12 protein-coding genes are annotated in these 14,008 nt (G+C 70.5%); 2 read left to right on the forward strand and 10 right to left on the reverse strand.

Annotation, left to right across the window (positions count from 1 at the left end):
• Positions 1-22: 22 nt before the first annotated feature.
• The 5 genes from ACVTJA_RS36020 to ruvB form a co-directional block, all read right to left on the reverse strand.
• Positions 23-1,261: a DUF4388 domain-containing protein gene (locus ACVTJA_RS36020; RefSeq protein WP_465826625.1), complete on the reverse strand. Its 1,239-nt coding sequence runs from the start codon at positions 1,259-1,261 to the stop codon at positions 23-25.
• A gap of 35 nt (positions 1,262-1,296) precedes the next feature.
• Complete coding sequence (locus tag ACVTJA_RS36025) at positions 1,297-2,394, reverse strand: thioredoxin domain-containing protein (protein ID WP_465826628.1); 1,098 nt, start codon at positions 2,392-2,394, stop codon at positions 1,297-1,299.
• Between the two features lie 47 nt (positions 2,395-2,441).
• A complete protein-coding gene (gene lpxC, locus ACVTJA_RS36030) occupies positions 2,442-3,386 on the reverse strand; it encodes a UDP-3-O-acyl-N-acetylglucosamine deacetylase (RefSeq protein ID WP_465826632.1) in 945 nt (314 codons plus the stop codon).
• A gap of 477 nt (positions 3,387-3,863) precedes the next feature.
• On the reverse strand, positions 3,864-5,339 hold the full coding sequence (locus ACVTJA_RS36035) for a hypothetical protein (RefSeq protein ID WP_465826635.1): 1,476 nt from the start codon (positions 5,337-5,339) through the stop codon (positions 3,864-3,866).
• Positions 5,340-5,358: 19 nt separating this feature from the next.
• Positions 5,359-6,348, reverse strand: a complete 990-nt coding sequence (gene ruvB / locus ACVTJA_RS36040) for a Holliday junction branch migration DNA helicase RuvB (protein ID WP_465826638.1) — start codon at positions 6,346-6,348, stop codon at positions 5,359-5,361.
• 159 nt (positions 6,349-6,507) lie between these two features.
• Here ruvB and ACVTJA_RS36045 point away from each other — a divergent pair, with 159 nt between their 5' ends.
• Both ACVTJA_RS36045 and ACVTJA_RS36050 read left to right on the forward strand, forming a co-directional pair.
• Complete coding sequence (locus ACVTJA_RS36045) at positions 6,508-7,743, forward strand: zinc-dependent alcohol dehydrogenase (RefSeq protein ID WP_465826642.1); 1,236 nt, start codon at positions 6,508-6,510, stop codon at positions 7,741-7,743.
• Positions 7,744-7,748: 5 nt separating this feature from the next.
• Positions 7,749-8,828 carry an MBL fold metallo-hydrolase gene (locus ACVTJA_RS36050; protein WP_465826645.1) on the forward strand — a complete coding sequence of 360 codons (1,080 nt, stop codon included), beginning with the start codon at positions 7,749-7,751 and terminating at the stop codon, positions 8,826-8,828.
• 3 nt (positions 8,829-8,831) lie between these two features.
• On the opposite strand, the gene ACVTJA_RS36055 is transcribed toward ACVTJA_RS36050, so the two are convergent.
• From ACVTJA_RS36055 to ACVTJA_RS36075, 5 genes are all read right to left on the reverse strand, one after another.
• Positions 8,832-10,385 (reverse strand): ELWxxDGT repeat protein, encoded by a 1,554-nt coding sequence (locus ACVTJA_RS36055; protein WP_465826646.1) that lies wholly within the window; start codon positions 10,383-10,385, stop codon positions 8,832-8,834.
• A 277-nt stretch (positions 10,386-10,662) separates the two neighbouring features.
• Positions 10,663-11,271 (reverse strand): Holliday junction branch migration protein RuvA, encoded by a 609-nt coding sequence (gene ruvA / locus ACVTJA_RS36060; RefSeq protein WP_465826647.1) that lies wholly within the window; start codon positions 11,269-11,271, stop codon positions 10,663-10,665.
• Entirely contained in the window at positions 11,268-11,840 is a 573-nt protein-coding gene (gene ruvC / locus ACVTJA_RS36065) for a crossover junction endodeoxyribonuclease RuvC (protein WP_465826648.1), read from the reverse strand. Before ruvC ends, ruvA begins: the two co-directional genes overlap by 4 nt.
• Positions 11,841-11,865: 25 nt before the next feature.
• Positions 11,866-12,615: a YebC/PmpR family DNA-binding transcriptional regulator gene (locus ACVTJA_RS36070; RefSeq protein WP_465826650.1), complete on the reverse strand. Its 750-nt coding sequence runs from the start codon at positions 12,613-12,615 to the stop codon at positions 11,866-11,868.
• Between the two features lie 55 nt (positions 12,616-12,670).
• The gene (locus ACVTJA_RS36075; protein ID WP_465826653.1) at positions 12,671-13,915 is read right to left on the reverse strand and encodes a response regulator; all 1,245 of its coding nucleotides are present in this window, start codon (positions 13,913-13,915) and stop codon (positions 12,671-12,673) included.
• Positions 13,916-14,008 lie beyond the last annotated feature (93 nt).

Raw genomic sequence — 14,008 nt, forward strand, 5'->3', positions numbered from 1 at the left:
CAACGTGGACACGGGGCTCCCCCTAGGCCAGCCCCCCCTGGAGTGTGCGGTAGGTGTTGGACAACCGCTCCGCCACGTCCGGAGGCAGCACGTTGCGCGCCGAAAACAACGCGTACGAGACAATCGCGTCCATCGCCTCCAGCGTGAGGGCGCGGCCCACGGCCTCATCACCGCCCCCCGCGAGGTTGGCGCGCAGCCGCGCCACGTCCACCCGCCCGTCCGGCCCCGGCGTCACCCCGGCGAAGGCGTCCTCCAGCCCCGAGGGCGGCGCGTCCAGGAAGCCCTTCAAGAGGTCCACCTCCTTGCCCGCGTCGCGCAGCGCCCGGTGGATGAGGAACAGCAGGAGGTTGTAGCGCTCCTCGGCGGACAGCAGCTCCCAGGCCATGCCCTCCACGGAGGGGCCCGGCACCGGAGGCGGCTCGGCGGGCTTCACCACCAGGTGGCCGCCGCGCACCGCCTCGTCCAGCCACGTGAAGAAGGCGTAGGCCCCGCCCTCGTAGGCCGCGCGCAGCTCGGCCAGCGTGGCACCGGTGCCCAGGCGCGTGAAGAGGCGCTCCTCGCCGGACGGCACACCCGCGGGCCCGGGCTCCACGCGCATGTCCTCCGGGAAGCGGCGGCGCAGGCGAGACACCTCCTCCGAGCGCTTGATGCCCGTCAGCACCAGCTCGCGCGTGCGCTCCGGCAGCTTCACCACGTCCGCCATGGGCGCGGGGCCTTCCACGAACAGGAAGCCGCCCTCCGTCAATTCGAAGAGGCTGAGCACCACCTCTCGCACCACGTACGTCATGGCGCCGTAGAGGCTGGCCTCGGACACCAGGCCCTCGGACGTGAGCACCTGGCCAATGCGCCGCGACGGCGTCACGCGCGACAGCGCCTGCGTGAGCTGCACCTGCGTCAACATGCCCAGCCGCACCAGCACCGCGCCCAGCCGCTCCCAGCGCTCCGTGGACGTGGCGAACACCACCTGCCCGTCCCGGAAGGACACCGTGCGGCGCACCGTGCCGTGCTGCACGGCCAGCAGGCCACTGCGGATGCCGGAGAGGACGTGGGCGAACACCTCCTCGACAGAGAGCGTCCCGAGGCTGCCGGCGAGGAAGCCGGCGAAGCCGGACGGCTCCTGGAGGAGGACCATCCCCTCGGGCCCGTGGAACTGGGCCGCGAGAGGACGGGAGGGAGACAGGCCGGCGGAGAGCGGCCGCTCCAAATCGAGCGACGTCTGCTCTCCGCTGACACGGGGCGTGGCCTTGGGTTTCGTTGCCACCGCCCGTGCCTCCCGACGACCGACGACGCGCGCGACTACTTCTGCGCGGTCTTCAGCTCCTCGTCGATGATGCTCTTGAACTCCTCGAAGGGCTGCGCGCCCGACAGGAGGATGCCGTTGATGAAGAACGCCGGGGTGCCCGTCACGCCGGCCTTCTTGCCGTCCGCCAGGTCCGCCTGCACGACGGAGGCCTTCTCACCCGAGTCCAGGCACTTGTTGAACTTCGCGGTGTCCAGCTTCAGGTCCGCGGCGTGCTTCTTCAGGTCCTCCACGCCCAGCTTCTGCTGGTTGGCGAACAGCGCGTCGTGCATCTCCCAGAACTTGCCCTGGTCCCCGGCGCACAGCGCGGCCTCGGAGGCCTTCGGCGCCTGCTGGTGGAAGTCGAGCGGGAAGTGACGGAACACCAGGCGGACCTTGTCGCCGTACTCCTTCATGACCTGGTCCACGGACGCGTTGGCGCGGCTGCAGAACGGGCACTGGAAGTCGCTGAACTCGACGATGGTGATGGGCGCGCCCTCCTTGGCACCCTTGGCGGCGCCGGTGGCGGCCACCTGCTTGCGCTCGGCGGGCGGGCGCGGGGGCTCAGGGAGCGTAATCTGCACGTTGGCGTTCTTCCGCAGCTCCGCGAACAACGCCTGCGCGCGCTCCTGCTTCGGCTGCTGCGTGAGGAAGTCCACGATCTGCGGCTTCATCTGCTCGTAGGTGGAGCCGGGCGGCAGCTGGCCCTTCGCGCCGTCGAAGACCTCCTTGATCTTCTCCTCGGGCGGGGCCGGAACCTTGTCGTCAATTTCCGCCTTGAGGTACTGCTCCTGCGTCATCTGGCGCTTCTTCGCCTCGGCATCGACCAGCTTCTCGGTCACCATGCCCTCGAGGCCGCGCTTGCGCAGCTGGTGCTTCTGCTTCTCCAGGTTGGAGAGCGGCTCCGCGATCTTCTCGTTGAGCTCCTTGTAGGTGATCTTCTGCCCGTCGCCGAAGGTGGCGATGACAGTGTCCGGAGCGGGCTCACCCGAGGTGGCCTGCTGCGCCGTGGAGGCCGGCCCCTGCGCGGTGACCGGAGCCTTCTCCTTGTTACAGCCGGCGGTGAGGGAAGCCGCCACGAGAGCGGCGAGGATGATACGGGTGGGCTTGAGCATAAGCCCGCGTCCTAGTCGAGGTAAGCCGGACCTGCAAGGAAATGGCTTCAGGCGACGAGGGGCTCGAGCTCCAGCGCCCCGGCCAGTCCGGTGAAGCCCAGGTCCAGCCCTTCCAGCTCGCGGCGGCGCGCCGGAACGATTTCGTAGCAGCTCGGGTCGGAGAGGACCTTGCGCACCAGCTTGTGGTTGAGCGCGTGGCCCGTCTTGTACGCCGTCATGTGCCCGATGACGGGGCGGCCGAAGAGGGACACGTCGCCAATGGCGTCCAGAATCTTGTGACGCACGAACTCGTCCGGGAAGCGCAGGCCGTCCGGGTTGAGGATGGAGACCTCGTCCACGACGATGGCGTTCTCCAGCGAGCCGCCGCGCGCAAGGCCCAGCTTCTTCAGCTTCTCCACGTCGCGCAGGAAGCCGAAGGTGCGGGCGCGGGAGATTTCGCGCGAGAAGTCCCGGTCGCTGAAGTCCAGGTCGAAGGACTGGCCCTGGATGACGGGGTGCTCGAAGTCGATGGTGCAGCTGATGCGGAACTGCTTGGACGGGGTGAGCGAGGCCTGCTTGTCACCGTCCACCACGGACACCGCCTTGCGGATGACGAGCAGCTCCTTGGGCGCGTCCAGCTCGCGGATGCCGGCCTCCTGGATGAGGGCGGCGAAGGGCGCCGCGCTGCCGTCCATGATGGGCACCTCCGGCCCGTCCAGCTCCACGCGCACGTTGTCGATGCCCAGGCCGGCCAGCGCCGACATGAAGTGCTCCACCGTGCCCACGCGCACGCCGTCACGGCCGAGCGTGGTGGCCAGCGACGTGTCCACCACGAAGTCCGCCAGCGCGGGGATGCTCACCGGCCGGGGCAGGTCCGTGCGCACGAAGACGATGCCGTGACCCACAGGCGCGGGACGCAGGGTGAGCGTCACCTTGGCGCCCGAGTGCAGCCCCACGCCCTGGAGCGAGGCAGTCTTGGAAACGGTGCGCTGGTTGTAGGAGGACGGTCGCATGTCGGTGTCGCCTCGTGGCTGCTCGTGCTGCCGGACTTCGGTGTCCAAGGCCCGCCGGAGGGCCCCGGAATCGTTCATCAGTGATCTGACGCGACGCGCTGATTCTGCAATCGGCACGCCACGGCTGCGTGACATCCGGGGCCGTGGCACTCGGGGTGAAAACTACTTCAACCCCTTGAATACGCTCGCCTTTTGCCTGCGTCGTGGTGGGTGCTGCTTCCGGCCTGACACCCTCCCCCCGAAGTGAAGCCTGCTGGAATCGACTGAGACCGCGACACCGATGTCCGGGATTCGTCAGAGCCGGACCCTCGTTCCACCGACCCCCTGCCCCGCCATGCCGCAGCGTGTCTTCCATGCAACAGGCCGCGTCCATAGCGCAAGGAACGGGCTGGACGCAAACGCGCCTCCGTGAGCCCCCCGCGTCAAGGGGCGCACACGTGGCGAGAGGCGGCAGGTAGGGCGCCGGTGTCCTGCCCTCTAGCGGGCGGCCACGGAGAGGAAGCGGTCCCGGAGGGCCTCCGCCTCCTGCCGGTCGAAGCCGCGGCCCTGCAGGAGGGTGCGCCGGCTGACGGCGTGGAAGGTGGTCTCCAGCGTCTGCACGAAGCGGCGCAAATCCTCCGCGAGGCGGGCGCGGATGCCGGGGCCTTCCGGCGGCCAGGGCAGCTCCACCAGCAGCGCGGTGAAGCGGTCGAAGGCGTCGTAGTCCGCGTAGCGCAGGAGCTGGTAGCCGCCGGCGTGGAAGTACTCGAGGAAGGCCTTGAGGGCGTCCAGCGCGCGCTCGGCGGCGGGCACGTCCTCGTTGCGCAGGTGCGTCTCCGCCGTGCGGCACAGCTGCGCGTAGACCCAGAGGTCCTTGCGCAGGCGGAGCGCCGCGTCCTGCGGGCTCATCAGCTCGTCGAAGACGCCGTCCGCGAGGCCGCCGTTGGGGGCGAGCGTCTCCACCAGAATCACCACCTGCGTGCGCAGGAGCGTGGTGAAGGCGGCGGCGGCGCGCGCGGGGGCCTCCACGTCGCGGTCCAGGTTGACGAGCACCTCGCGGGCCACGCGCTCCGTCTCGCGGGCGATGTCGCGCGCGGCGCGCAGCGTGGCGGCCTGGAGCGACTTGGAGCCCGCCTTGGGCGACAGCTCCGCGTGCATCCACGACGCCAGCGAGTTGGCCTCGCTGCGCACCAGCGCCAGCAGCACGCGCACGCGGCGCGGGTATGGCGGCTGCCCCTCCGCGTCCACGTAGGCCAGGTAGTGCAGGAGGCGGAAGAGGCCGAGGAAGCAGGTGGCGAAGAGGGTGCGCTGGTCGTCCGGCAGCGTGGCCAGCGTGTCCAGCAGCCGCACCGAGCGGAGCCGGTCGTACTCGACGCGGAACTCCAACGGGCGGAAGGGACGGAAGTAGCGGTTGAGGACGATTTCGCGCAGGGCCAGCTTGCCCACGTCCTGGAAGAGGCCGAGGTTGGCCACCGGCAGCTTGAGCAGGTGGTCCAGCAGGTTCTTCAGCGCGTCGAAGGCCTCGCGCAGGACGAAGAGGCTCTCCGGGGGCGTCTCCTGGTCCAGCTCCTCCTCGATGAGGGCGCGCCGGATGCGGTCGTCCGCGAGCTGCGTCTCCACGTACTTGCGGAAGACCATCTTCTGGTCGCTGTCCGGGTCCTGGAGGTGCCGCGCGACGCGGATGGCGCGGTCCATGGCGTCGCGGACGTCCGCCAGCTCCTCGTGGAAGTCGCGCGTGACGAGCGGCCTGTCGCGCGCGTCCACCACGGTGTTGAGGTTGAGGTAGCGCTCCACCGCGCGCAGGAGCATCTCGAACTCGAAGAGCAGCTCCTCGCGGCCCTCCACGGGCACGCCGCGCAGCCAGCGCTCGCGCTCGGCGAGGAAGCCCGCGCGCGACGTCTGCGACGCGCGCATCAGGTCCGCGTAGAAGTCACGTCCGGTGGCGGGTGCGGCGGGAGGCGTGTCCTGGCTCATGGCGCGGAACAGCTTAGTCTCAGAAGAGGTTGCCCTGGGGCGTGGCCGGTGGCTGCTTCTTGAAGTACTGATAGGCCCGATGCGTCGCGGTGCGTCCCCGGGGGGTGCGCTGGAGGAAGCCCTGCTGCATCAGGAAGGGCTCGTAGACGTCCTCAATCGTGTCGCGCTGCTCGCCCACGCTGGCGGCGATGGTCTCCACGCCCACCGGGCCGCCGCCGAACTTGTCGATGATGGTGAGCAAAATCTTCCGGTCCATGGCGTCCAGGCCGCTGGCGTCCACGCCCAGCCGGTCCAACGACTTCTTCGCCAGCTCGAGGGTGATTCTCCCGTTGCCTTCCACCTCCGCGAAGTCGCGCAGGCGGCGCAGGAGGCGGTTGGTGATGCGGGGCGTGCCGCGCGAGCGGGTGGCGATTTCGTGCGCGGCGTCCTTCGCCATGGGGATGCCGAGGATGCGCGCGGAGCGGTGGATGATGAGCTCCAGCGCCTCGGAGTCGTAGTACTCCAGCCGGTCCTGAATCTGGAACCTGTCCCGCAGCGGAGAGGTGAGCAGGCCCGTGCGCGTGGTGGCGCCGATGAGGGTGAAGGGCGGCAAATCAATCTTCATCGCCCGGGCGGCGGGCCCGGTGTCGATGGTGATGTCCAGCCGGAAGTCCTCCATGGCCGGGTAGAGGTACTCCTCCACGGCGGCGTTGAGGCGGTGGATTTCGTCGATGAAGAGGACGTCGCGCGCGTTGAGGTTGGTGAGCAGGCCCGCCAGGTCGCCCTTGCGCTCCAGGGCGGGGCCGCTGGTGACGTGGAGGCCCACGCCCAGCTCGTTCGCGATGATGTGCGCCAGGGACGTCTTGCCCAGGCCCGGGGGCCCGGAGAAGAGGCAGTGGTCCAGGGCGTCGCCGCGGGTGCGGGCCGCCTGCACGTAGACCTTGAGCTTCTCGACGACGGGCCCCTGCCCCACGTACTCGTCGAAGGAGCGCGGACGCAGGGAGGTCTCGACCTGGACCTCGTCGGGCATGATTTCTTCCGAGAGTGCTTCGGACTTCCGAGTGTCGGAGGACTTCCTCGCCATGGCCATCCAGCACCCTATACAGGAAGGCGGGGCGTGTCGCCGCACATCTGGCGGGGCTAGAGTCGCAACGGCCGCAGGCCGAGCAACCAGGGAGCGACCCACCGAATGAAGGGCCTCGTCTTCGACCTCTCCATCCCGAAGTACATGGTGGCCCGCGGCCTGGGCGGCCTGTACCCGAAGCTTCACTACGGGGCCGGGAGCTGTCTCTCCCTGCGCGAGCTTCCCCGCCCCACCCCGCCCGGCCCCGAGTGGGTGCGCCTCAAGCCGCTGCTCACGGGCCTGTGCGGCTCGGACATGGCCACGCTCTTCTTCAAGGCCAGCCCGCAGCTCGAGCCCTTCAACAGCTTCCCCGCCGTGCTGGGCCACGAAATCCTCGCCGAGGTGACGGAGCTGGGGCCGGAGACGCGCGGCATCGACGTGGGCCAGCGCGTGGTGGTGGACCCGCTGCTCCCCTGCCGGCTTCGCGGAATCCATCCGCCGTGCAAGCCGTGCGCGTCCGGCCAGGAGAACGGCTGCGAGCGCACCGCGGACGGCTGCCTGGCGGCCGGACAGATGCTCGGCTACCAGCGCGAGCTGCCGGGAGGCATGGGCACGGAGATGGTGGCGCACCCGTCGCAGCTCCACCCGGTGCCGGAGGGCGTGAGCGACAAGGCGGCCGTGCTGGTGGAGCCGCTGGCGGTGAGCCTGCACGCGGTGCTGAAGGCGCCGCCCCGGGACGAAGACAGGGTGCTCGTCATCGGCGGAGGGCCGGTGGCCTTCGCGACGCTGTGGGCGCTGCGCGCGCTGGGGCACCGCTGCCACGTGACGCTGCTGGCGGCGGAGGACTACCAGCTGGAGCTGGCGAAGCAGCTGGGCGCGGACGATGCCTTCCGCGTGCGCGGAGACACGGACGAAGCCCAGGAGGTCGCGCGGCGCACGGGCGCGAAGGTGTACCGCCCGGTGCTGGGGCCCCCGGCGATGACGGGCGGCTTCGAGCTGACCATCGACTGCATCGGCAGCGCGGCCTCGGTACAGGACGCCCTGCGCTACACGCGCGCGCTGGGGAGGGTGGTGCTGGTGGGCGCGGCGGGAATCCTGGAGCGGGTGGATTGGACGACGGTGTGGCGCAACGAGCTGACGCTGCTCGGCTCCTACGTGTACGGCCCGGAGAGCTTCCGGGGTGAGCGCAAGCACACCTTCGACGTGGTGTTGGAGTTGCTGGCCCGGAAGGAAGGGCCGGACTGTTCCGTTCTCGTCACGCACACCTTCCCCCTGGCTCGCTACCAGGAGGCGATTGAGGCGAATCTGGCACGCGCGAAGTACCGGTCCGTCAAGACGGTCTTCGACCTGACCCGGTGGTGACCGCCATGCACACGAGCCCTGTGTTCCGTCCCCTCCCCTCTCTCGCCGGCGCCCGCGCCGAGTCGGTGCCCGGCGTGAAGTTGCAGAAGCTGCGCCGCGCTGCGCTGGATGCGCGTGAGGTCTTCGTGAAGGAAGGCCCGGTGGCCGCGGTGGCCACGTGCGACCTCATCACCTTCCCGTACCCAGCGCAGTTCGCCTTCAGCGGCGCGGCGCTGTCCCCGGCGCCGTACGTGATGATGACCAACCGCATGCAGGTGGTGCAGTTCGTGGACCGCGAGGGCGAGCGGCGCACGCTGCTCTTCAACCCGTCCGACTACGAGCGGAGCCAGGCGGCGCCCTTCTTCCGCGCGCTGCGCGAGCGCTACGGCGCCTTCCTGTCCGACAAGGTGATGTCCACGCGTCACGGCACGGTGCAGAGCCACCTCGCATCGCTGGGGCTGACGCCCGCGGACGTGGACTACATCGCCTTCGACCACCTGCACGTCCAGGACCTGCGCGGCTGGCTGGGCGGGGACGGCCTGCCCGCGTACTTCCCGCGCGCGCGGCTGCTGGTGCAGCGCGCCGAGTGGGAGATGGTGAAGGACCTGCACCCCATGCAGACGGTGTGGTTCGTGGCGGGCGGCGCGGAGATTCCGCAGGAGCGCGTGGTGCTGCTGGACGGCGACGTGTGGCTGGGCCAGGGCGCGGCCATCCTCAGCACGCCAGGGCACACGCAGGGGAACATGTCGCTGGCGGTGGCCACGTCTCGCGAGGTGTTCGTCGTCAGCGAGAACGGCGTGGCCACCGAGTGCTACACGCCGCTGCAGTCCGCCATCCCCGGCGTGCGCCGCTACGCGGAGCACATGGGCTGGGAGGTGGTGCTCAACGGCAACACGCGCGAGGACTCGCTGGACCAGTACTCCTCCATGGTGGTGGAGAAGCTCTTCGCCGGCACGTCCGCGGTGGAGGGCGCGTTCGTCAACTTCCACCCGTCCTCGCTGCTCACCTCGCACCTGATGGCGCCGGCGCTGTCGCCCACCATCGTCCTGCCCGCGCCCAACTTCGGCGACGTGCGCCCCACGCCCGCGGCCCGGCGCGCGGCGTAGGTCTCAGTACGCGCTCAGCCCGCAGGCCAGCACCGGACGGAACGGCACGGACCAGAGCTCCTGGTCCCCCATGGCATCCGTGGCGGAGAAGAACAGGTTGAAGCCCGAGCTCACGAAGTCCCTCGGGTTCGAGGACGCGAGCCCCTGCGCGACGTCCGCCAGCGGCCGCGTGTTCCAGGGCCGCCCGCCGCTGTACCAGGTCTCCGTCCCGTGCCCGGACGTCGTCGCGGAGAAGAACAGCGTGCCGCTCTCCGCCTTCAGGAACGACGGGCTGCTGTCGCCCGCGCCGGGCTCCAGATCACGCACCATCCACGTGCCCCACGGCGTCCCGTCGCTGCGCCACAGCTCGCGGCCGTGCGCCACTCCGGCGGGCTCGGCTCCGTCGGACGCCGCGAAGTAGAGCGTTCGGTCCACCACCGTGAAGAACGGGTCCTGCCCCGGAATGAAGGCGCTCTGCGCGCCGGGCGCGATGTCGCGCACCATCCGCGTGCCGCACACCGTGCCGTCGCTCGTCCACAGCTCGCTGCCGTGCTTCGGGTCTCCGCTGTCGCCCCATTCCCCCTCGCCGCCCGCGGCGAAGTACACCGCGTCCCCCATGGCCTTGAGCGACATCGGCGGCTGCCCCGCGAAGTGCCGCAGCCACGTCGCCGTGTCCGGCACCTCCCGCGTCACCCACAGGTCCGTCTCGTCCGTGCCCGGGTTCACCGTGAAGAAGAGCTGACGGCCCGCGGCCTCCAGGTCGAGGAACTCACCGTGGTCCATCTTGAAGAGCGGGCGGGCCTGCCCGCGCCGGTCCACGCTCCAGAGCACCACCTCGTAGACGTCGTCGCGAGAGAGCACCACCGCGAGCCCGTCGCCCCAGGCCGTCAGCTTCTCGAGCCCCAGCCGCCAGTCCGCGGAAGGGTGCGGCCCCTTCACGAAGTCGTACACCAGCCACGTGCCCCGCTCCGTCCCGTCGGTGCGCCACAGCTCGCGGCCGTGCAGCTCCTCGTAGGCCGTGAAGTAGAGCGTGCCGTCCACCACCGTGAGCTGCTCCGGCGCCGAGCTCGACTTCCCCCGCCGGATGTCCTTCACCAGCGCCGTCCCCTTCTCCGTGCCGTCGGTGCGCCACAGCTCCGCGCCGTGCTCGCCATCGTCCGCGACGAAGTACGCCCACCGGCCCGCCGACGTCAGCCGACGTGGTACCGAATCACCGTCGGGATTCACGTCCTTCACCAGCGTCGTGGGTCGCCCCGGCCCCTGGCTCATCCACAGCTCGCGGCCGTGCTCCGGCTCCGTGGCCGCGAAGAGCAACCGCCCGTTGGCGGCGATCAGCCCCTCCGGCTTCGAGCTGCCCAGCGGGTTGATGTCCCACACCCGCTGCGCGTCGTCCTCGCACACTTCCCAACGGCCCACCGGGACCAGCCCGGCCTCGGTCACCGTGTCGACAGGAGCGTCCGACTCGCGGACGAGCCGCGCTTCCTCCGCCTCCACGGTGTCCTCGGGAACCGGCCCACACGCCACCACCCACCCGGAGAGCACGAACATCAGCACCGGAACGCCACGCCAAGACTTCATGTGAGCAGCCCCTTGTCCTCGATGGCGCGGGGGCACCATCGGCGGAGCTGAAAACTGATACTCATGTCGTAAGAGTCTACTCAGACCAGGGTCGGAAAGGGCTCAGGTTGTCCGCCATCTCGCGAGCCCGGACGACCCGTGGCGACAGCAGGACACCGGGTCCGTCAGACCGCGGACCGATTCGGATTGTTGTGAGAAGGAAGCTTCGGCGGCTTGCGCTGGGAACTCCCGGCTGCTGGTCACACCGCCGTCACACCGGCTTCCGGTAGTCCGTGGATCAGCCTCCGGAGCGAAGCGCCTTGAGCGCCTCGCGGAACAGGGCCTGGAAGGAGGCCTCCGCGCCCAGGCGTTCGGAGGCCACCTCCGCCGCCTTCTCCGCCTGGGGCTGCTTGTACCCGAGGTTGAGGAGCGCGGAGACGAGGTCGGAGCGGGTGCCGCTGGCGGCGGCGGGCGCCGTGCCCCGGGCCACCGCCTCCAGGTGGATGTTCTTCACCTTGTCCTTCATCTCCAGCACGAGCCGCTCGGCGGTCTTCTTCCCCACGCCGTGAATCTTCGCCAGCCGCGCCACCTCGCCGCGAGACAGCGCCGCCACCAGCTCCGGCACCTCCATGCCGGACAGCACGGTGAGCGCCAACCGGGGCCCCACGCGCGTGACGGAGGTGAGGAGCTGGAAGAGGTCCTCCTCCGCCTTGGTGAGGAAGCCGAACAGCTCGAAGGCGTCCTCGCGCACCACGGTGCGCACGCGCACGTCCACCGGCTGTCCGTCCGCCGGCAGCTTCCCCAGCGTCAGCGTGGAGAAGTTCACCCGGTAGCCCACGCCGGCCACGTCGATGGTGGCGTCCTCCAGGTCCTTCTCCAGCACCGTCCCGCGCAACCGCGAAATCATCTCGCCTCCGGTCTGCGATATGCGGGCGTCAGCCGGTCCGCCAACAGCCCCGCCGCGCCCTTGCGCTTCTTCCCCGCGGCCGCCACGGACACCGACGCCCGGCCATGGTTGAGGTGGCACAGCGCCACCGCCAGCGCGTCACTGGCGTCCGCGCGCTCGAACCGCGACGCCTCCAGCGAGAGGAACGTGCGCACCATGCGCGCCACCGCGTCCTTGCCGTCCGCGCCACCCGCGCCCACCGACTTCTTCACCTTGGCCGGCGCGTACTCGTGCACCTCCAGCCCCGCCTGCGCCGCCGCCAGCAGCGCCACGCCGCGCGCATGGCCCAGCACCAGCGCGCTGCGCGCGTTGCGGAAGGTGAACAGCCCCTCCACCGCCACCGCGTCCGGCAGGTAGCGCTTCAGCGCCTCCGTCAGCGCGGCGTGCAAATCCTTCAGGCGCGAGGCCAGTGGCGCGGACTCGTCCACCTTGATGACGCCGTGGCCCACATGCACCAGCCGGCCCCGCTTCTCCTCCACCACGCCGTAGCCCATGAACCGGCTGCCGGGGTCCACGCCGAGCACGCGCACGTTGCCTCTCCCTCTGCTGCCGCCGCTACTGCGACAGGGAATCCATCACCGAGTCTTCCAGCTCGAAGTTCGCGTACACGTTCTGCACGTCGTCGTTGTCCTCGAGCACGTCCATCAGCTTCAGCAGGGCGCGCGCGTTGTCGCCCTCCACCTGCACCGTGTTCTGCGGCAGGTACGTCCACTTCTGCTCGCCCAGCGCCAGCCCCGCGGACTCCAGACGCGTGGCCACCGTGTGCAAATCCACCGGCGCGGTGCGCACCTCGAAGCCGTCGGCGCCCTGGTTGAGGACGTCCTCCGCGCCCGCGTCGATGGCCTTCTCCATCACCGCGTCCTCGGTGGGGCCCGGCTTGACGGTAATCGAGCCCTTCTTCTGGAACATCCAGGCCACCGCGCCCTCGGCGCCCAGGTTGCCGCCGTGGCGGCCGAAAATCGAGCGCACGTCCGCGGAGGTGCGGTTGCGGTTGTCGGTGAGGCACTCGACGAGCATGGCGACGCCGCCGGGGCCGTAGCCCTCGTACGTCACCTCCTCGTAGCTCGCCCCTTCGAGCTCGCCGGTGCCCTTCTTGATGGCGCGCTCGATGGTGTCCTTGGGGATGTTCGCCTCGCGGGCCAAGGCCAGCGCCACGCGCAGCCGGGCATTGCCCGCCGGGTCTCCACCGCCGAGCCTCGCCGAGACGGTGATTTCCTTGATGACCTTGGAGTACAGCTTCCCCTTGGTCGCGCCCATGGCTGCCTTCTGGCGCTTTATCTTCGACCACCGATTGTGACCGGACATGGGTGTGGCCTCTCGCGGGCCTTGTCGCCCACCCCGGCCCGCCGAGTCAAACCCTTCACATGCCCGCGTCGTCCGGCATGGCGCCGGAGCCACCCACGTCCGCTCCACCCACGGTATGCGTGGGCTTCTTGGGGAACGTGAGGATGACCGGGGGCTGGGCCCCACCGCCCACCAGCGTGAGCGGCTCGGAGGGCCCGTCCACCGCGAAGTCCAGCGAGGCCTCGCAGGCGTCCGGCGCCGCGGCGTCCACCGCGATGGCGGCCGGATGGACTTCCGGTTCCACGGAGGGCGCGGGCTCGAAGAAGCCGGGCACCGTGGCGCCACAGCGGGCGCGCTCGCGCTCCTCGAAGAGGCAGGCCGGCACCAGCACGCCGAGCGCGAACAGCCGCGTGGAGGCCTCGTAGGCCACGGCCTCCGGGAAGGAACACTCCAGCAGCATGGCGCGCAGCGTGCGGCGGCCGTCGAAGAGGCGCACCACCTCGCCCACGTCCTCGGGCAGCGTGGACAGCACCTCCGCCAGCCGCGAGAAGTCCACCGTCAGCCGCGACGCCAGCGGCAGGCCGCGCGCGCGCAGCGCGTCGAAGCGCTCCAGGCCCGGCAGCACCGTCTCGCAGAAGTACGCGCGGTCCATGGTGAACGAGCCCTTGTGGAGCTCCGGCCCGAAGGCCACCGCGTACGCGCCGCTGCCGAAGCACAGCATGCGGCGGAAGGCGAGGCTGCCGCGCTCGCCGTGGAAGACGGCGTCCACCACCAGCCCGTGGCGGAAGGCGAACCAGCCCTCGCCCTCGGCGAGCACCACGCGGCCGGAGCGCACGCCCGCGAGCAGCGCCCGCGCCACGTGCGCCAGCGGCAGCCGCGCGGTGTGCGACTCGTACGTCGCGTCGCCCGTGCGCCGGCCCGCCTTCAGCCGCGCGAGCGCCACCACGTCCTGCACCAGCACCGGCTGCGGCAGGTAGTCATCCGCGCCCACGCCGCCGGCGAGGTCCTTGTGGAAGTCCTCCTGCCGCCGCGCGAGCAGCACCACCGGCACCTGCGCCATGCGCGCGTCCGCGCGGACCTGGCCGCAGAAGCTGAAGCCGTCGCCGTCCGGCAACTCCACCTCGCAGACGATGAGGTGCGGGAGCCGGCCGTCCTGCGTCAGCGCCTCCAGCGCCGCGTGGGCGCCGCCCACCAGCAGCACCTCGAAGCCCGCCTCGGCCAGCCCCGCCGCGAGCCGCGCCTGCGCATTCACGTCCGAGTCCACCACCAGCACGCGCGAGCGCCCGCGTGACGCGCGACGGCGCGTCCCCCTTCCCGTCACGGAGGCGGCTTCGACAAGCGTGAAAGCTTTTGAGAGCGCGGCAGCCATGGATTCCGATTTCTTCCCGGCAAGCCTGACAGATCATCTACTGCC

The sequence above is a fragment of the Pyxidicoccus sp. M6 genome, assembly GCF_055568925.1.